The sequence below is a fragment of the Leptolyngbya sp. PL-A3 genome, assembly GCF_039962325.1.
Taxonomy (GTDB): Bacteria; Cyanobacteriota; Cyanobacteriia; order Elainellales; family Elainellaceae; genus Vacuolonema.
Window position 1 is genome coordinate 1 of record NZ_JAMPLB010000095.1, and the last position, 20,435, is coordinate 20,435.

The following is a 20,435-nucleotide window of genomic DNA, read 5'->3' on the forward strand; positions in this document are numbered from 1 at the left end:
AGCTGCTTGGTCGCTGGGGCTAAGGGTCAAAACTGGAGGGCGGAGTCCAGGCATAATCTTAGGGAGCAGTGCAACCCTCTAATCATAGGCAAACTTAAGCCGCTGAGTACTAGTAGGCTGCGGCCTAAGTTTACATACTATGTTTTTGTGTGGGGTGCGAAGCACCCCACACAAAAACATAGGTGATGGATTTCCGCCTCAGCGTACTAGATTTCTAGTCAACTCATCCTTGAGCTTGTTTGCTGTAGGCGTAATCTGGGGAGTTTGCCCACTTTGCGCGCGAACTCCCCAGATTACGGGTACATCCTTATGTAGAAATCCCCTACATAGAGTGAACTAATTGAGCGATCGCCTGAACCAGTTCTTCTGGTTCGATGGGTTTCGAGATATGCATTTGAAATCCAGCAGCTAAGGCTTGTTGCTGGTTAATTTCCCCTGCATACGCTGTGAGCGCGATCGCTGGGATGCTTCCACCCTGTTCAGGTGCCCATTTTCGGATTTGTCGAATGAGGGAATAACCATCCATCTCTGGCATTCCGATATCGCACAGCAGCAAATCAGGCAGAGATTGATTTAGGAGGGGCAACACTTGCATGGCTGAGTCTGCAGTCATCACCTGTGCACCCGCGTTGGTCAGGATAAAGGAAGCTAATTCCCGCATATCCGCATCGTCGTCTACAACTAAAACTTGAATTCCTGTTAAGTCTGCCCCCTTCTCTAGCGGTTTAGTTTGAAAAGATTGTTTCTGCCCGCCCCTGTTTATGGGTAGCCGAATGATGAAGGTGGCTCCTAAATTTGGCCCTGGGCTCTCTGCCCAAACGGTGCCTCCATGTAGTTCGGTGAGTTGACGAACGATCGCCAGTCCTAATCCTAGCCCACCAAATCGTCGGGTCGTTGTACCATCCTCTTGACGGAAGTAATCAAACACATGGGGTAAAAACTTTGGGCTGATACCTTTACCCGTGTCTGCAACGGTAATTTGGGCGTAGGAAGAAAATTGAGAATTGGATTTGCTCTGCACTCTTAATTCTTTATTCTCAAGCTCAACTTGCTCTAATTTCACGGCCACCTGTCCTCCCTCAGGGGTGAACTTTACGGCATTTGAAAGCAAGTTCCAAATCACCTGCTGAAGGCGATTTGCATCACCTAAAATACTTCCAGAAATAGGAGCGAGTACAGTTTGAATTTGAATGTGTTTTGCTTCGGCTGCCAAGTTTACAGTTTCTAAAGCCGCATTGATTGTAGCAGCTAAATTTACAGGTGCAGTATTTAATGCCATTTTCCCTTGTAAAATTCGGGAGACATCCAATAAGTCTTCGATCAGTTGTGCCTGTAACTTGGCATTACGTTCAATGGTTTCTAAAGCATGTTCGGTTTTGGTCGAATCTAGCTGCTTACTACGTAACAGCTTTGTCCACCCAAGAATCGGGTTGAGGGGCGATCGTAGCTCATGGGATAGAACTGCTAGAAACTCATCTTTGATTCGGTTAGCGGCTTCTGCTTTAGCGCGATCATGTTGAGCGGCCTGATACAATTGGGCGTTCTCGATTGCGAGAGAAGCACGACGAGCTAATTCTTCTGCTAATCGTACATCTGCCAAAGTATACCGTCGTCCAGATTCAGCCGATATAAAGGAGATGACCCCAATAATTCGGGCTTGAGTTTGCAACGGCACACTCATAAAAGAACTAAAGCCAACCTGTCGCAGGATCTCTAAATGCTCAGAGTCACGGGCTGCTTGTACCAATAGTTCATCGGGAATGTCTGGCGCAAAATCAGGTTGTCCAGTCCGTAGGGTAAAGGCGGCTCCACGAGCGTCATTTGGGTTTAACGGATACTTTTCCCGAAGCTGATGGGCCCATTCCAGCTTGGCAGGATCGATGTGCGCGACGATCTGATTAATGCGGCCATCTTCCTTAACAATGTGAACTGTACACCAATCGGCTAAGCCCGGTACGGTTAGCTGGGCGACTTGCTCCAGTGTTGTTTGGTAGTCTAAAGAGGATGCCAGTACGGCACTGGCCTCTGAGAGAAATTGTTGGGCTCGCTCTAATTTGAACCGCTCCGTTACATCGACTATGTAGGCTAACAGACCTTCTACCTGATGATTTGAGTCAACAGTAGGTAGATAGTAAACGTTGTAATAACCAGGACGGCGATCGCCATGCCCAGGTGTATTGATTGGGAGGTTAGGCGAGATCAAAGGATTACCTGTGGCGTAAATCTGACGAATAACTTCGACGATTTTGGGATCAACTTCACCAAATAGCTCTGAAACTGACTTGCCCAAGTGATGTTCACGAGGTAATCCATTAATTTCAGCAAGTGCCTCATTGATGGCGATAAATCGCTGATCAGCATCCAATAACGCAAGCCCAATCGGAGAGGTGTCAACGATGGTTGCAAGTTGCTGTTGTGCGGCTTCTGCCTGAGATCGGGCAATACGTTCTCGCTCTAGCAGTTGTTCCCGTTCTTGTTCTGCTTGCTTACGCTCCGTAATGTCAATTAGTACACCAATCATGCGTGTCGGCTGCTGGTCTGCATTATAAGTAAATCGTCCTCTTGCTTCTGTCCAATGCAGAGAGCTATCTGGCCAGAGAGTTCGATATTCATGGTGGAACTCTGTTCGTTCCTGCATGGCTTGTTGAATGACAGCTTCTGTCGCAGCCAAATCATCTGGATGAACACTTTTTGCCCAGAGGTCATAGCTTGGGGCATGTTCGCTAGCTTGTAACCCCATGATGGCAAATTGCCCATCGGACCACGCGACAGTGTTCATCTGCATATTCCAATCCCAGGTTCCCATGCGTCCAACCTTAAGCGCAAGTTGCAGATGAGCCTCGCTTTCACGTAGTTCTGCCTCGGCTCGCGATCGCTCCACGGCTAACCAGGTTTTTGTAGCAATTCGCTCCATCAATTCCACATCTTCCTCTGTCCATCGACGAGGAGCGATATGATGTAGTACGAATAATGCAACAAATCGTCCTTCTTTTATAAAGGGAACACATAGAAGAGATTTTGTTTGAATTGCATCAAAACTAGTAGCTCCTGACCCAGCCGTACGGGGATCGCGATCGACATCGTCAACAACAATGGTTTTGCCCTGCTTTAACTCTGTAATTAGTGCAGGGCCGAAAGAATCGATGTGATGGCGGCCCGCTATGCTCATCACTCCATTGCAGTAATCGCGATCGACGATAAGATATTCCTGTGTTGCATTAATTTCAGCATAGGTACAGCGAGTAACATTGAAATGTTGCCCTGTAGCGGTAGCTACGTGCCACACAATCTCTTTTGAATCTTGAATGACACGGACGACATCATTCAATTCGATCAAAAACTGTTGTTGTTTTTCCTTTCTCTGAAGTTCTTCAAGTAAAGCTTCTGCCTGCCGACGAGCTTGTACTTGGTCGGTGACTTCAATCCCATGAATCAAAACACTGTCAATACAACCATCAATGTCTCTCAGTGGCAGAAATACGAGATTGAAAAATCCCTCAACTAAATTGCCATCTCCATTTGGATCCCAACGAGATAAGTATTCGTCTCCTCGAACAACTTCCCCAGTTTGATAAACGTGGTCATGAATCTCAAAGAAGTCCTGGCCCTCCATCTCAGGAAAGGCATCCCGTGCTGCCTTGCCGATAATATCTTCAGAACGTCCAGACACTGCGAGAAACTTAGCATTTGCCAGTTCAAAGACGTGATTGGGTCCCGATAGTACAGCAAACATAGCGGGTACCTGCATGAGAATATCTCTCAGCCGCTGACGCTCACTCTCAGCTAAGCGTCGAGCAGCTTGTTCCTGTTCTAATAGACGATCGCGCTCAGCTTCAATCTGCTTAACTTCAGTAATGTTTGCTGAGACCCCAATCATCCGAATCGCCTGCCCAGCTTCATCAAGATAGACACGTCCCTGGCTTCTCAACCAACGGATTTGGCCATCTGGACTCATCACTCGGTATTCGTAAGAGAAGGAAGAGTCTCCTGCAATGGTCCGCTCAACCGCTTGTAGAACTGCTTGGCGATCGTCGGGATGCATTAAGGTATGAAACGCTTCTGATGGCCCACTATGAAACCCCCAAATTTCTACCGCATTGGGGGAGCACACCACTTCCAGGCTTCTCAGGTCTGTATCCCAAGCAAACATCTGAGCGGATGAGAGGGCAAGCTGTAAGCGTTCTTCCGTTTGCCGCAGGTTCTCCTCAATTTGCTTGAGCCGAGTCACATCCTGGAACATTCCAATGCCGATTGCAGGATGTCCATACATAGCTGGTAGTATTTCTCCCCAGCAAAGAGTTGAGCGAATGCCGCCGGGGGTATACCAATTCATCTCGTAGTCCTCTAACCGTTCTCCCCGAGCGATCAGAACCGCGGGCATTCGTTCTGCTGGGATGCGATCGCCATTCACATCTGTGCAGTAATAAGCATCCGAATACTCATTCAGTGATTTGTTCTTAGGTAAATCACCCCCTGCTAATTCATTCGCAATTCGATTAGAAAAAATAATTTTTGCCGTTTCTGGCTCAATAAATACCATAGGTGTTGGCATTAAATCCAATACCATTTCTAACCATTTCTGCTGGTTCTCTAATGCATCTCTTTGTTCTTGAAGCAGTGCTTCAGTCCGTTGACGCTCAGTAATATTTTGAAAAACGACAACGGCTGCTAGAATTTGTCCCTGCTTATCCAAAATTGGGCTTGAATTGACTGCAATAAGGGTACGGTCGCCATCTTCGTAACGTAGCTCCAATTCCTCATTAACGATAACTTCACCTGTTCTGAGCGATCGCGACAGTGGATATTCATCCAATGCGTAAATCTGTCCATTAGGGTGAAACGCTTGAAACGGAGTATTGGATACATAGTCTTCTAGTGCATGGGACTCTTCATAGTCGTATCCAACAATTTTCTTCGCTTGTTCGTTTGCCAGCATTAGCTTGCCAGACGTAGCTTCAGCAATTAAGACACCTGCTGGCATTTGTTGCAAAACAGCTTTAAATTGAGCCCGTTCCCGTTCCAGCTCTTGCAGCAATCGTTCCCGTTCTGCCTCTGCTCGCTTGCGTTCCGTCACATTGCGAAAATAAACAGCGATCCCTTCTGATGAAGGATACGCATTAACTTCTAGCCAACATTGAACCGGCTCCCCAAATTCTTCCCAAGCAACCGGAACTTGCTCTATGAAGGCTCGGTGCATAGCTTCGTATGCAACTCCACCCACCAATTCGGGAAAAACATCATTCCAGACATGCTTGCCAATTAATTCTTCAGGCGTTTTATGCAAAATTTGAGCAGCAGCATGATTGGCATAGGTGTAGTGCCAGTCGCGATCGAAGGCAACAAAAGCATCCGTGATACTTTCTAGAATAGTGGCTACTGTGCGGTCAACGGCTGGGATAGTAGCAGGCAGCTCCCGGTTAGCATGCTCAACTTCAAGACCCCGAGCAAACTGTTCAATTACTTCAGAGCGAGAAATACCCCGTTTTTGAGCTTCCTTATCTAGCGATCGCCATGCTGTTCTGGTTAGAGATATACTGACTCGTTGTTTTGTCTCTGAATTCCAGTTGTTCACAAATTTTCCGGCAGCGTCGCGTTTCATGCAGCGTTTGTCCGTATGCGTAAACGGGTATTTCCATTCAAGCGAACTTCCTTATGGATAAAAATCCCCCTTAAGATAGAGGCTCTAGCTCAAACAGAGCTGTTTCATCCCAACAAATTTGTTGCAGAGTAACGAATAATCAAGAAAAAATTTCAGGACTGATACCCATTCAACGTGGGTAGTGGCCTAGTAGCATGTCAAGAGGTTTTTGAGGGGTTTATAACCCCTTAAAAACTTCTTAAATTTAATGTTTAAGTGTGGGATTACCCCACACTTAAACATTGACGGACCACTAGGTCTGTAGAAATGGATGAAACTGAAAGAGCCGTCGGCCTCGCGGTTATGAAATGGTACTTGAATTGGTTCTTTGTCCTACGTGTGGCAGCAATAATGTAGTTAAACATGGACAATCGGGGGAGGGGGAACAACGGTGTAAATGTCGTAACTCCGACTGCTCTCGCTGCACTTTTATTCGAGAGTATGCCTACCGGGAATATTTGCCCCAGTTCAAGCAACAAATTACTGATCTGGCTATCAATGGCAGTGGAACTCGTGACACAGCACGAGTCCTCAAAATGAGCCGAACTACCGTGACTAAAGCGTTAAAAAAAGATCGTCATCTCAAAGCATTTAACGTTACACACGAGAATTAAACGCTTAGCTCGCAAAACGATTTGCTTTTCTAAGTCGATCTGGTTGCACGATGCTGTCATTGGTTTGTTCATCAACCGCTATGAGTTTGGTGTGAATGTCTGACCCGATCCACAGGTCTAGTCCACGACCCTGTCCGCAGTTCACCGCAGTGTTGAGCAACCCTTGTTACATCAATTTGTATTTTTCACTTCTGCTTCTCTGCTCTTATGTGTGGATTTGCTTGTGATCTTAAACTCATGATATCTACTCAGCACCTTTTCCCATATATGGGTAAACACGCATCAATGATACAAATCCTTGATTCATGCCACTATGAAAAAAGTAGAACCCATCACCAACTCCATCCCCTGCAAAAAATCCTAATCCTGCAAATAATCCATTCCTTAATCCTATAAATGATTCATCCGCTTCTTGGGTTTGCTCTGGCTGTCGGGGACGCAGCATTTCTTCTACCGTCTCTTTACTCCAAACGGTGGCAGTTAGTCCACGCAATACTTCCATGAGTTCAACTCCGACTTTGGCTAAATCTGATGGAGTTGTCCACAAACCTGCTGCTGCCATCTCAGGATGAATGTGGTGCTTGCCTTCAAGAGGAATACCAGAAAATGAATGAGCTGTTGCTGTCCTTGTTAACCAATCGTTTGGAAGTGGCTGTTGATAGGTGCTATTGGTCATGCCTAACGGGTCTAGCACCAACTCCCGCATGATTTTTGGAAATGGTTTATCTAATACATCAACCAATACCTGTTGAGCAATGGTGGTGCCGCCACCTGAATAGCGATGATGTGAGCCAGGAATGATATTGACCTCCACTTTATTGGTATTGGCAGGAGGTTCGCCATTGAGAACTTGAACTCCTCCAAATCTCGGTAGCTGAGGGCGTAGCAGCAATACCAGTGCCCAAGGTTCATCCCAGCCACAAAACACAAACTTATTTAGAAGCAGGAACGTGTTTCGCCTACTCAAATTAGTCCTGATTGCATCTGCCTAGATCTTAAGAAAGTTTTCCTAACGATGTTTTGAGTAGAGCCTCTACACTTTGTATTTAGCTTTTGTATCCTGCTCTGAGTAAGCTCTGATGCCATCGCAAAAGAATAAACATCATCGAGGAGTTATTCTGACAACGCAAGGGTGGAGCAGGTTTCAATCTGCCAAAACTCAGGCTGAAGCTACTGAAAATGCTGGGGATCGCTTCACGCAGGAAGAACTGAGTGAGCGCATAGGTTTATCCTTAAGCACGATCGTTAAGATATTAGGGCGCTCGACACCTATCGATAAAAAATCGTTGCAGCAGGCATTTTTAGCCTTTGGGTTGGAGTTAAACCTAAATGACTATACGCGCTCGAGCATGCCGCTTGCCTCAGCAAAGCAATCTCAGCGAGATTGGGGTAATCTTGTTGATACTTCCCTCTTCTGTGGACGTAGTGAAGAACTGAAGCGTCTTGAGCAGCAGATGTTAGAAGAGCGTTGTCGGTTAGTCCTGTTGGTAGGTATTGGTGGAGTTGGTAAAAGTACACTTGCCGCCAAACTAGTGCAGCAGATTGAATCTGAGTTTGAGGTAGTAGTGTGGCGATCGCTACAAAACGCTCCACCGTTAGCAGAGTGGCTAGAGGGTGTATTACCCATCTTGTTGAGGGCACAGCAAAAAGACACTGCTTTGCCAAGTAGCCTGGATGGAAAACTGCTGAGGTTGATGGAGGTTTTGCGCTCCTGCCGTTGTTTGTTAATTCTCGACAACGCCGAAATGATTCTCAGCCCAGAGCAAACTGGACAGTATCGATCGGGGTGTGAGGGATATGGGCAACTGTTTAGAAGTATTGGAGAGGTTTTTCATCAAAGTTGCCTACTCCTGACCAGTCGCGAAAAACCTAGAGAAATTGCGTTACTTGAAGGTGAGAATCAATCAGTACGAGCATTCTTGCTGAAAGGATTAGACCCAGAAGCAGGGCGAGAACTGTTTCATTACAAAGGAGAATTTACGGGTACCGAGTCCGAATGGAAGCAATTAATTACACATTACAGCGGCAATCCTTTAGCACTGAAGCTAGTAGCCGCCGCCACTCAAGAACTCTTTAACGGTAGAATTGTTGAGGTTTTAAACTATGTGAAACAAGGATTAGCCATTTTTGATGACATTCGAGATGTACTCCAACGACAGTTCGATCGTCTTTCTAATATTGAGCGAGAGGTCATCATTTGGCTAGCGATTAGCCGGGAACCTGTCTCACTTTATGAGTTAGATGAGAATATTACGACTACAGTGTCTAAGCGCAGACTACCCGATGGAATTCAGGCTTTACGGCGGCGGTCGCTGATCGAAAAGGAAGATGAGCAGTTCTTCCTACAACCTGTCGTGTTGGAATACGTCACAGAGAGATTAGTTGAGCAGGCATGCCAAGAAATTGGGGAATGGGGAAAGAAAAATGGGGAAAGGAAAACAGTTTTTTCCTCTTTACCGCTTCACCCTTTACCCATATTGCTAACTCATGCACTAATCAAAGCACAAGCAAAAGACTATATTCGCGAGATGCAAAAGCGATTGATCCTTGAGCCGATCGCTGAACAGTTGTTGGTTCAACTTGGCGATCTTAAAGCAGTTGAGCAACAGTTAAGAGCAATGCTGAAACAACAGCGATCGCTCCAAGCGAACTACATGGCAGGTAATCTCCTCAACTTACTTGTGTATCTGAAAATTGATTTACGCGGTTACGACTTCTCAAATATGGTAGTGTGGCAAGCTGACTTACGGCAGGTCAACTTAAGAGAAGCTAATTTTTACAATGCTGACTTGGCAAAATCCGTGTTTGCAGAAACATTAGGTGGCGTTGAATCGGTCGCTTTTTCACCAGATGGTAGACATCTGGCAACAAGCGGTACTAATGGGACTCTTCACCTATGGCAAGTAACAGACGGAAAACAGTTGTTCACATTTCAAGGACATAGAAGCTGGATTTTTTGTGTCTGTTTCAGCCCAGATGGCCAGATGCTTGCTACAGGCAGTGAGGATGCTAGGATTCGCCTATGGAGTGTGATATCAGGCGAATGTCTCAAGACTCTTCAGGGGCACAGAAACTCTGTATACTCAATCAACTTTAGTCCTGATGGCCAAGCAATTGCCAGTAGTAGTGAGGATTCTAGCATTCGCCTATGGGATGTAGCATCTGGTCGGTGCTTGAAAATATTAGAGGGACATATTGGGCGAGTTTGGTCGGTCAGTTTCAGCCCAGATGGTCGAACGCTTGTTAGTGGCAGTAACGATACAACAATTCGCTTATGGAATGTGCAGAACGGTCAGTGCGTCAACATACTACATGGTCATGAAGCTTGGGTTTGGTCAGTTCGCTTTAGCCCAGATGGTCAAACTTTGGCAAGTGGCGATGATGATGGAGCCATTCGTTTGTGGGATGTGCAAAACGGTCAGTGTCTCAATGTACTTTACGGGCATACAGAAGACATCCGGTCAGTTCGCTTTAGCCCAGATGGTCAGACTCTGGCTAGCGCTAGTTTCGATGCTTCGATTCGACTATGGGATATTCAGAGCAGTGAGTGTTTTAGGGTGTTGCGTGGTCATACGGGTGGCATTCGGTCGATCAGTTTTAGCCCTGATAGTCAGACCATTGCCAGTGGCAGCTATGACTTTTCAATTCGATTGTGGAACATACAACGAGGTCAATGTCTCAAAGTCCTACAGGGAAAGTCTTGTGGCATCCATTCCATTAGTTTCAGCCCAGATAGTCAAGCATTGGTTAGTGGTGGCGAAGATGCAGTCATTCGACTATGGGATACACAAAATGGTCAGTGTCTTAAGGTATTGCAAGGCCATGCCGCTTGGATTTGGTCAGTTTGTTTCAGCCCAGATGCTCGGACTATCGCGAGTGGCAGCAATGACCAAACGATACGATTGTGGAGCATGCAGAGTGGTCAGTGTTTTAGAGAACTGAGAGGTCATACAGCCTGGGTTTGGTCAGTTTGCTTTAGCCCAGATAGTCAGGCTCTTGCGAGTGGCAGCCAAGATAATACGATTCGGTTGTGGGATACACAAACAGGTCAGTGTCTCAAAGTATTACATGGTCATACCGATTGGGTTTGGCCCGTCAGCTTTACCTCCGACGGACAGTTTTTGGTAAGTGGCAGTTTTGATCAAACGGTGCGGCTGTGGAATGTGCACGATGGTGAATGTATCCAGGTATTATCAACCCCCAGCGGAATCTGTTCTGTCTGCTTCAATCATGACAACCAAATCTTAGTTACAGGTCATCATGACGGGGCTATTCGGCTTTGGAATCTTCGTAGCGGCGAATGTCTCAAGGTGTTGCAGGGACATACAGGCTATGTCTGGTCAGTTACCTATGCCCCGAACCATTGCTCCACTGACGCTCCGGGTAATCAGATTTTGGCAAGCAGTAGTTTTGATGCATCAATTCGCTTGTGGAATGTGCAGAGTGGTGAATGTTTGAAGATATTGCACGGCCACACCGGTGCAGTTTACTCTAACAGTTTTAGTCCTGATGGTCAGATCTTTGCCAGTGGCAGTCAGGATGAAACAATTAAATTTTGGGATGTCAGAACGGGTGAATGCCTCAAAACGCTGCGAGGTGAGCGCATTTACGAGAACATGAACATTCGAGGTGTCCAAGGACTAACCGCTGCACAACAAGCTACGCTGTTAGCATTAGGGGCAGTTGAACGTTGAGAATTGTCTGTTTGGATTAAGCAATCGTTAATATCCTAATCAGTGACGGGAAACTCTCATGTTTGACAGCGCTGGGAATGTAGGAAAGAGTTTCTACTGGGTAGCCCCAATTAAAGGTTGCGAAAGGAGACTCAAATGAAAGATATCGGTAGTCCAAGGGTTGTGTCGCAAAAACTTTTTAAGAACAAATAATTTGTATCGTTTGCATCCCCGATCTTCGTCGTTCCACAACGCGATCGCAAAACATAATCGCTGATGCGTATCGGAAATACTAGCAGTGCCATCCTCACTCCAGCGATAGGCACGAGAGTGAGCATGATCGTGTGGAAAGTACTCCCAAGCAGTTCCGTCAGGGCTGTAATCTTCTTAAGGAGATTTCCAACAATGAAATTACCCCCAGGATGTTGGTGCTTTGCCCGCTTCGCGGGCAAAGCACCAACATCCTGGGTAGATTCTTATGCAGAAACCTCCTAAGCGCACTATCATTTAATCGCACAGTGCATAACCGTGATGTCATCGCTAAAGCAAACAAGTGAGAGATAGTCAGGATTTTCGATGATTGCTTTCGCGACTAAATAACCCGCGATCGTCCAGGTTTGATGTTTTCTGGCTTCCCGACCGATCAGGTGTCCATAGCGACCGTCGTAGTATTCTGGGAACTCGTCTGGCTCAAGGTTGCTTACAGCGATCGCGATTGCCTTCTGAGCTAATTCAGTTCTGCCCACTTTGACAGCAGCGGCGGTTAACATCCAAAGCAGAACAGGCCAATTTCCACCATTGTGATATGACCAGGGAACATTTTTGGCATCACAACCTGTGAGGAGTTTCCATTCCAAATCCTGTAATGCGGGAAAACAAATCTTCATTGGCATTTGCCCAATCAAGTCATCCCAGCGCTGTTCAATCAGATTCATGATTGCCTGGGATTGCTCATGCGTTGCTAATCCGGTGATCACAGTCATTAAGTTGCCTAAGGCAAAAAAGCGAAAATCCATCCACCCCGATCCTAAATTTCCGGCATAATAGCCCGCCGTTCTAGAAATCCACTCAACCAGCCACTGAGGAATCGAATCTGGATAGATATTGAATTTGTTGACGGCACGATCGCCAAACTCTTCTTCTTTGTAGCGATAAATTTCATTCAGGTGTTTGAAATCAAGCCAGTAATACTCTCGCAAGTGGTAGCTCAAATGGTTGAGCCGCTCTTCGATTGCGTTCAAATAGAGCAGATTCTGATCATTCGGTAGCAATAGCTCCTGTGCCGATCTCAGCATGGCATAGAACAGCACTTGAATCTCTAGGGGACGCCCATAAACCCCCATGCGGCGATCGATCATGAATGACCCATCTGGAACGAGCAGCGTCGGATACATGTCAAATCGAGCCGATAAACAAAGATCAAGAATCAACCGAATAGCCTGTTGAAATTCTGGTTTAGAGTTTAACTGCAGATCGCCTGTTGCTTTAACGTAGGCTCGGAGCAAAATCACCCACCACAGGCAGGAATCAATTGGCGTTACTCGCCCGATCGATTGTTCGCCAAAGTCTGCAACCAGCTGTTCTTGATTGTCAATGATTTGTACTTTAAAGCTAGCTGGCATTAGCCCTTGCCCTGGCTTAAAGCAATCCATTTGCCTTTCTTGACTTTGAAGCGCCAACGTTTCAACCAGAAAGTGACGCACAATTTCTGCGTCTCCGCGCATTAAGAATGCTAGAGCAGATGGGACAAAATCACGTATAAAACATTGGTCATAGTTTAGGGTATCTACACTTGAGTCATGGGCCGCAATCGTTCCTATAGGGCGTCCTTGATAGTAAAGGATGGATGCTTCAAGTTCTTGCCAAGCTACCTGCTTTAGCGTATCTGTAGCTGTAACGCCTGTCAGCCTTGAAGTCACATCCATCGCACATTCCTCACTCATTCATCTCGTTGCTTTCATTATGCCAGCATCACCATCGTGAAACCGCCACTACTGTTCATGATAATTGCGGCCAATTCAATGCAGATTCCACATTAAAGTAGTATCGTGCCAATCCTGCTTCAATGTGACCAACAATCACCGTGGTGAAAACTGTAACGGATGCAACAACAAAATTCCACCAGCTCACTTCAGCTCTGCGGTAATTGCGGCTAATATTATGTCGGCTTAAATATCCATAATATGGGAGGAAGTTCAACTCCCCTCTCTACAAATGCCGAAACGTCTCACGATCAGCCCTCACCTCAGCCTGGAGGCATTGGAGCAGCGATACCGCCAAGCTAAAACCGTGACCGAACGATCCAGAGTTGCAACCGACTGAGCGGTTATAGCCACTGGTAAATGAGCCGATCGCCAATCAAGTATTTGACTCGATTGATGAAATAGAGGAATGGGTCTACCAACGCTGTCAACGACTTCTCCATCAGCAGGACTTAATCCGAGGGTTAACCTTCTATGACTGGTTCCCATTTGGTAAGGCAGCTTGATCATGTGCATTTAATTTGACATGACATGGAACACCACCACTCGTTTCTTATCTTTCCATTAAGTTGCTCATCTTGACTTCTCATCTCGACTGTATGACCGAGACTTAAATGTGGGTGCTTCGTAGTTTCCCAAAGGGTAATTGCGCCATTACCGATTTGAGAAATAGATGCTACAGATGATTTCCCGAATCCCTATGCCGTGGGGCATTCACGATCTGCAATCGTAAATCTAAAATTCAAAACGGTAATTATCGGACATCGAGCACTCAACCTCAGCAAATAACCCATCCACTCTCCACAATGGGAGGTCTCTAGTGAAGCGATACTCACTCCTTGGCATCACCCTTTTACTCTCCAGCTTGACTGCGGCTTGTGGAAAGATTGAAGCCCCTGCCAAAGCCAGTAGTCCTCCACCTGCGTCTGTGCAGTTGCAAACGCTACAATCTAGCACCCTTCAAGACAGTACTGACTTTGTTGGCACACTGGAGGCAGAGCAGACGGTTCAGTTAAAACCGCAAATCGACGGGCGGATTGATCGCATTTTGGTGAAACCGGGCGATCGCGTACAGCAAGGCGACCCAATTTTTCTCTTAAATCTGGATCAAACGGCATCAGAAGTGAATAGCGCTCAGGCAAACGTTAATGCAGCCGTGGCGGCACGAAATACGCTGGTTCAGCAGCTTCGGGTGGCGCAATCGCAGTTAACCTCGGCACAGTCGGAGTATGAGTTAGCGCAGGTGAATAACCATCGCTATCAATATTTAGTAACCCAAGGGGCAGTTGACCAGGCAACTGGCGACCAATATGCTACCGCACTCAAAGTGAAATCCGATACCGTGAAGCAAGCCCAAGAGCAAGTCAAAGCGGCAAGAGCAGCTGTTGAGCAAGCTGATGCCAATATTCATAAGGCTGAGGCAGATGCGGCAACGGCTAGAGTTAGCCTCAGTTTTAAGCAAGTGATTGCTCCCATCTCAGGGGCAGTGGGAGATATTACGCTCAAGCCAGGTGACTATGTGACAACTGGGCAGGTTCTCACTACAATTAACCAAAATGAAGCGTTTGACCTACAGCTCCCAATTCCGATCAACCGTTCTGACGAACTGCGAACTGGGCTATCGGTTCAATTGCTTGAGCCCAACACTGAACAACCGCTCAGTTCAGGGAGAATTTATTTCGTTGCTTCTAAAGCTGATCCAACCGCTCAATCTATCTTGGCGCGTGCACGGTTCTCGAATGCCCGTGGCTATTTACGGGACGCTCAATACGTGAAAGCAAGAGTGATTTGGAATACAAAACCAGGAGTTTTGGTTCCTACCACTGCTGTCACAACTATTGGGGGGCAAAACTTTGTGTTTACCGCTGAAGATAAAATCGTCAATGGCAAGACCCAAACGATCGCACATCAAATACCCGTGACTCTTGGAGCAATTCAAGGGCAGAACTATCAGGTCGTGAAAGGTCTAAAACCGGGCGATCGCGTCATTGTATCGGGTATTCTCAAGTTGCAGGAAGGAACTCCCGTTGCACCCCAGGTCAGCAATACCGCTCGTTCAGCACTCTGATTGCTTATGACTCGCCCTAATCACCAGGAGGCAGCGTGATTTTTTCCATCGCGGATACGTTTATTAAGCGACCTGTATTAACCACGGTTCTCACCATTGTAATTCTGCTACTGGGGGCAGTCAGTGTGCCGCTGTTGCCGATCGAATATGTGCCCCAAATTGCACCAATTCAAGTGCAAGTGAGTGCTAGTTATGTGGGGGCTGACCCAGAAACGATCGAAACAATCGTTACTACACCCATTGAGCGAAAACTCAACGGTACCCGGGATATGCAGTATTTCAGCTCATCGAGTGTGGTAGGCAGCAGCAGTATTTCCGCATTTTTTGGGGTGGATACGAACCCAAATGAAGATCAGGTGAATGTGCAAAATAACCTACAACAAGCAGTGCCGCTCCTGCCCGAATCTGTGCAGCAGCAGGGAATCACGGTTAAAACGGCATCTCCTAGCCTGCTGGTTGTGTACGGGTTTTACTCACCCAATGATGAATATGATGCAACCTTCATTAGTAACTTTGTTGATTTGGCGGTTACTGATGAGATCGCTCGTATTCCTGGTGTGGGGCAGGTGAATGTGTTTGGGCAATTGCAATATGCAATGCGATTCTGGTTAGATCCTGATGCGTTAGCAAGTCGCGATATCACAATTAACGATGTGGTGAGCGCAGTTCAGTCGCAAAATGTGGTGGTTGGTGGCGGCACAATCGGGGCAGAACCTGTTCCTAAAGGGCAACTCTACCAAATTCCGCTCAAGCTTCAAGGACAGTTTAAGTCCGTCGATGAAGCGGAAAACATCGTGATTAAGGTGGGTCGTGATGGAACGCAGACAAAGCTGCGAGATGTAGGCCGGGCAGAACTGGGCGCGCAGTCCTACAGCGTCTCAGGCAAAATCAACGGTAAGCCTGGGGTTGCATTAGGGGTTTATCAGCTTCCGGGCAGCAATGCGCTGAATGTGGCAAAGCAGGTAGCTGCCAAGATAGAAGAGCTGAAGCAGAGTTTTCCACCGGGAGTCACCACCCAATTGGTATATGACACGGTGAGTTTTATTGAAGAATCCAATAAGGAAGTGGTTATCACGTTAGCTGAGGCGATCGTTCTGGTGGTTCTAGTGATCTTCATATTCCTGCAGGATTGGCGTGCCACGATTATTCCCACGATTGCAATTCCTGTCTCATTAGTTGGGGCAATGGTGTTTGCCAAGCTGTTTGGCTTTTCGATTAATAGCCTGACCATGTTTGGTCTGGTGCTGGCAACAGGTCTGGTAGTGGACGATGCAATTCTAGTGGTGGAAGCGATCGTGGCTAAGATGCAGCATGAAGGGATGACTGCCCGTCAGGCCAGCCATGCTGCGATGAACGAGCTAACTGGAGCCGTGATTTCGACGTCATTGGTATTAATGGCAGTATTCGTACCCGTCGCGTTTTTTCCTGGAGCAACTGGGCTTCTTTATCGTCAATTCGCTCTGGTTATTGCTTTTTCCATTGCTGTCTCAACCTTCAACGCGCTCACATTTAGCCCCAGCATTGCAGCAATTCTGCTGAGTTCTCCGCAGGAATCACGTGCTTACCAGAACTGGTTCTTTGACAGATTTAATCGGGGCTTTGCCTGGGTGCTTGATCGCTACAAAGCCATCGTAGTTCATCTGATTGGGCTGCGCTATTTAGTGATTGCGCTGTTTCTCGTTGGGCTCGCTGCCACCGTCCTTGTGTTTAAATCGGTGCCAGATGGTTTCGTTCCCGCTGAAGATCAAGGTTCCATATTGGGCTTCGTACAGGGTCCCAACAATGCCTCGTTGCAATATACCAACAATATTCTTGGTCAAGTGCATGCGTCGTTGGAAAAGATTGAGGAGATAGAATCAACTGCTGAAATTGGCGGTGCTGGATTTAATGGGAATGCGGCAAATCAGGGCATCTTTTTTGCCCACTTCAAACCCTGGAGCGATCGTTCTAAAGCCAATCAAACGGTTAGTGCCATTTTGAAAAAACTGAATGGCGAACTGGCGACCAAGATTACGGGTGCAACGGCTGTGGGTTCCAGCCCGCCGCCCATCCCAGGCTTTAGTCCTTTAGGTGGCTTCAACATGCAGCTCGAAGATACGACAAACGGGCGATTGAGCTTCCAGGAGTTTGCTGCAAATGCCCAGGATATTTTGCAGAGAGCCAATCAAAGCGGTATCTTTTCGCCACCAGGTGCTTTCACGCAATTTACTGCCAATACGCCCCAGTATGAAATCAACATCAATCGGGATCAGCTTAATGCGTTGAATGTCAATTTTAGTGATGCGTTAACAACGCTGAGCACCAGCATTGGCTCATCTTACGTCAGCCAGTTTGTTTTGGGTCCCCGCTACTACCAGGTGTATGTGCAGCTAGATGGACAATACCGCAACAAACCGGAGGATCTCAAGCAGATTTATGTGCGATCGACTAACAACACGATGATTTCGCTGGATCAGTTGATCACGGTTAAACCCTATACGGGGCCCGCAATTATCTCTCACTTCAACGGCTACCGTTCCATCTTGCTTCAGGGTACTCAATCGGATACCTACAGCAGTGGGCAAGCGATCGAGACTATCAGCAATGCGTACAAAGAAGCGGCGTTACCCGGCATCAAATTCGAATGGTCAGATTTAACCCGTCAGGAAGTCGCAGCTGGAAGCCTGGGTCCGCTGATCTTCTTGTTTGGCATTATCATGGTGTTTCTGGTGCTATCTGCGCAATACGAAAGCTATATTGACCCGGTCATCATTCTCCTGACCGTGCCGTTAGCGATTTTGGGTGCATTAAGTGCGATAGCGTTGCGGCGGATGATTGAACCAACGCTGTCTAACGATGTGTATGCCAATATTGCACTAGTGATGTTAATTGGGCTTGCGAGTAAAAACGCCATTTTGATTGTGGAATTTGCCAACCAAGCCCGAGAACAGGGCAAGAGCATTGTTCAGTCAGCCTTAATTGCTGCAGAAGAACGGTTTCGTCCCATTCTGATGACTGCATTTGCTGCCCTGGTTGGCTTTTTTCCACTGGTGATTGCCACTGGAGCGGGAGCTAATGCCCGTCACTCGCTGGGAACCGCCGTATTCGGTGGATTGCTCGTAGCAACGTTCCTCAGTTTGCTGGTTGTCCCGGTGCTCTATGTGGTGATTAAGTATCTGGAAATGATCTTATTTAGAAAGAAATCTCAACTGGGCGATCATAGCACAACCGCATCATCAACAAATTCAGAACACAATCTTCTCTAAGCATTGAATTAATTTGATTTCTGTTGTACGGCAATTGAAGAATTATAGGGCTTAGGTGTATCACCCTGGCTAGAGCCGGTTATGGTAGACCCTCGTGTAGCCCGTCCTACCCTACGCTTGGTAGATGAATATTGTCAGCCCTTCGCCCATCTATTCCCCGAGGTGCATAGCTTTGAGGCTTCCAAATACCTGTATATCGGCATGATTTCGAGACTTCAACGCAAGAGTCTGGACTGCATCACTTGCTCCTCAAATCCCCCTAGTAGGCTGCGGCCTAAGTTCGCAACCTATGTTTTTGTGTAGGGTGCGAAGCACCCTACACAAAAACATAGGTGATGGATTTCCGCCTCAGCGTACTAGTCTGTGCAGTAGTCAAAAAAGGCGCCCACACCGATTACGTCAAGCGTCAATTCATTAGCAACGTCGGCAAAAAGGAGAAAATGGGATTGTCGCCGTCACCGCTTATGCCTTGTTCCGGGGCATGATTTTGCCCTTGACGTTTGAGGTGTACAAACCCAAAGACCGGCTCCAAAAGGATGTGTACCAGAGCAAACCGCAATTGCCGCTGCCATACTTGTTCAAGTTCAAGCGATGAGATTTCGTTTCGAGTTGATGTTGGCCGATAGTCTGTATGGCGAGAGTCACAGCAACTTCATTCACGCGCTAGAAGAGCTAAAGTTGCCTTGTATTGGGCAGCTCGGACAGGAGAATGGTTAGCCGAACAGAATCCGATTGAGTTCAACGAGCATCATATTAAAGGCATCAAGCGGTACAAGACTGTGGTGCATCCGCTGAGAACATGGATAGATCTTACCGGTATGATGGGGATTGCTTGTGAACTCCACAACTCGCGACTGAGTCAACTTATCTAGGCGTTGCCTAATTGAAAGAGGGATGAGAAGAGTAATCCCTTCTTGATTGATCTCACCTTCTTACTTCCAATTAAGTCTGGTGAATAAGTCATGTACTCTAATCTTATGCGATCTAATTATTTAAGTTAAGGGTTAACTTAACCAACTTAAATGGCGTGAATTGAAGACATCTTGAATAATGAACCTTAAACGGTAGCAAGAGGGGACTGCGAAGAAATGGCGAGGAGCGTCTATGCTTACCCTACCTGGAATTACTTTTCGGAGCAAAATTTATGAGAGTTCCGTATCTTTGGTGCATCGTGCTGTCAGGGAGCAAGATGGCCAAGCAATTGTGGTTAAAATGCTCAAGCAAGGTTATCCTACTTCCCAAGAGGTAACGCGCTATAAGCAGGAATACCAGATCACGCGCTCTCTCAATCTGGAGGGTGTCATAAAGGCATATAGCCAGCAGGAGTATCAACGCACAGTTGTCATAATTTTAGAAGATTTTGGTGGCGAATCTCTCGCAAGATGGATGCAGCAGCGTTCAGATTTCTGCCCCATCCCATTATCTAAATTTTTGCGGTTGGCGATCGACCTCACAGACATCCTCGGTAGAATTCATGCGGCTGGCGTGATTCATAAAGATATCAACCCTGGAAATATTGTTTTCAATCCACACATGGGCATTGTCAAAATCATTGACTTCGGAATTGCAACGCAATTTAATCGCACGAATCCAACCTTCACCAGTCCTCATATTTTAGAAGGAACCCTCGCCTACCTATCACCAGAGCAGACCGGACGAATGAACCGTCTGCTCGATTACCGCACCGATTTCTATTCGCTTGGTGTGACGTTCTACCAATTGCTTACTGGGCAATTACCGTTCCTAACTACAGACATTTTGGAGTTGGTGCATTGCCATATTGCTAAACAACCGATTCCGCCGCATGAAATTTGGGAGAGTTCAAAGGGGAAAGGGAAAAGGGAGAAGGACGGCTCGCCTAGCGCCATTCCTCAAGCAGTTTCGAACATTGTGATGAAGTTGATGGCGAAGAATGCCGAGGATCGCTATCAAAATGCTTGGGGTCTCAAAGCAGATTTGGAACGCTGTCTGCATCAATTTGAAGCAACAGGACAAATTGATACGTTTCAGCTAGTGGTGTGTCAAGGTTGAAATGAGGGGTAAAGCCGTTTGAGTTCAATCCGCGCATCATCGGTCGTAAATTGCCAATCGATGGTTCGCAATTGGGTATTTCTACGCTCCTCCCAAGCCAGGATTTCTCGTTGTAAAGCTTCTTCATCGGCAATGCGGCGATCTAAACATTGCCGAGCTAGAACACTGAGTTCGGTTTCGGCCA

At 46.8% G+C, this 20,435-nt stretch carries 6 protein-coding genes and 5 pseudogenes; 7 read left to right on the forward strand and 4 right to left on the reverse strand.

Translation table 11 applies throughout. The features are described from left to right. Positions 1-322: 322 nt before the first annotated feature. A complete protein-coding gene (locus tag NDI52_RS31930; RefSeq protein ID WP_348257004.1) occupies positions 323-5,599 on the reverse strand; it encodes a PAS domain S-box protein in 5,277 nt (1,758 codons plus the stop codon). Between the two features lie 347 nt (positions 5,600-5,946). On the opposite strand from NDI52_RS31930, the pseudogene NDI52_RS31935 reads away from it, so the two are divergent. Beyond that, positions 5,947-6,355: pseudogene (locus NDI52_RS31935) on the forward strand (IS1 family transposase). A gap of 141 nt (positions 6,356-6,496) precedes the next feature. Here the strand turns inward: NDI52_RS31935 and NDI52_RS31940 are convergent. Then, positions 6,497-7,180: a serine hydrolase domain-containing protein gene (locus NDI52_RS31940; RefSeq protein WP_348257005.1), complete on the reverse strand. Its 684-nt coding sequence runs from the start codon at positions 7,178-7,180 to the stop codon at positions 6,497-6,499. Between the two features lie 151 nt (positions 7,181-7,331). Here NDI52_RS31940 and NDI52_RS31945 point away from each other — a divergent pair, with 151 nt between their 5' ends. Next, on the forward strand, positions 7,332-10,946 hold the full coding sequence (locus NDI52_RS31945) for an NB-ARC domain-containing protein (RefSeq protein ID WP_190771685.1): 3,615 nt from the start codon (positions 7,332-7,334) through the stop codon (positions 10,944-10,946). Positions 10,947-11,428: 482 nt separating this feature from the next. Here NDI52_RS31945 and NDI52_RS31950 read toward each other — a convergent pair whose 3' ends face one another. Then, the gene (locus tag NDI52_RS31950) at positions 11,429-12,850 is read right to left on the reverse strand and encodes a glycoside hydrolase 100 family protein (RefSeq protein ID WP_190775273.1); all 1,422 of its coding nucleotides are present in this window, start codon (positions 12,848-12,850) and stop codon (positions 11,429-11,431) included. 877 nt (positions 12,851-13,727) lie between these two features. On the opposite strand from NDI52_RS31950, the gene NDI52_RS31955 reads away from it, so the two are divergent. The 5 genes and pseudogenes from NDI52_RS31955 to NDI52_RS31975 form a co-directional block, all read left to right on the forward strand. Continuing rightward, on the forward strand, positions 13,728-14,975 hold the full coding sequence (locus NDI52_RS31955) for an efflux RND transporter periplasmic adaptor subunit (RefSeq protein ID WP_190775271.1): 1,248 nt from the start codon (positions 13,728-13,730) through the stop codon (positions 14,973-14,975). A gap of 35 nt (positions 14,976-15,010) precedes the next feature. Further along, entirely contained in the window at positions 15,011-18,220 is a 3,210-nt protein-coding gene (locus tag NDI52_RS31960) for an efflux RND transporter permease subunit (RefSeq protein ID WP_190789563.1), read from the forward strand. 81 nt (positions 18,221-18,301) lie between these two features. Further along, positions 18,302-18,451: pseudogene (locus NDI52_RS31965) on the forward strand (IS701 family transposase); the annotation flags it as partial. Positions 18,452-18,594: 143 nt separating this feature from the next. Next, positions 18,595-18,904, forward strand: a pseudogene (locus NDI52_RS31970) (transposase); the annotation flags it as partial. Between the two features lie 420 nt (positions 18,905-19,324). Beyond that, positions 19,325-20,233, forward strand: a pseudogene (locus NDI52_RS31975) (serine/threonine-protein kinase); the annotation flags it as partial. 8 nt (positions 20,234-20,241) lie between these two features. Here NDI52_RS31975 and NDI52_RS31980 read toward each other — a convergent pair. Further along, a pseudogene (locus NDI52_RS31980) lies at positions 20,242-20,435 on the reverse strand (IS630 family transposase); the annotation flags it as partial.

Coding starts and splice junctions, on each gene's coding strand:
- NDI52_RS31930 (WP_348257004.1), bottom strand. CDS start 5,599: ATGAAACGCGACGCTGCCGGAAAATTTGTGAACAACTGGAATTCAGAG.
- NDI52_RS31945 (WP_190771685.1), top strand. CDS start 7,332: ATGCCATCGCAAAAGAATAAACATCATCGAGGAGTTATTCTGACAACG.
- NDI52_RS31950 (WP_190775273.1), bottom strand. CDS start 12,850: ATGGATGTGACTTCAAGGCTGACAGGCGTTACAGCTACAGATACGCTA.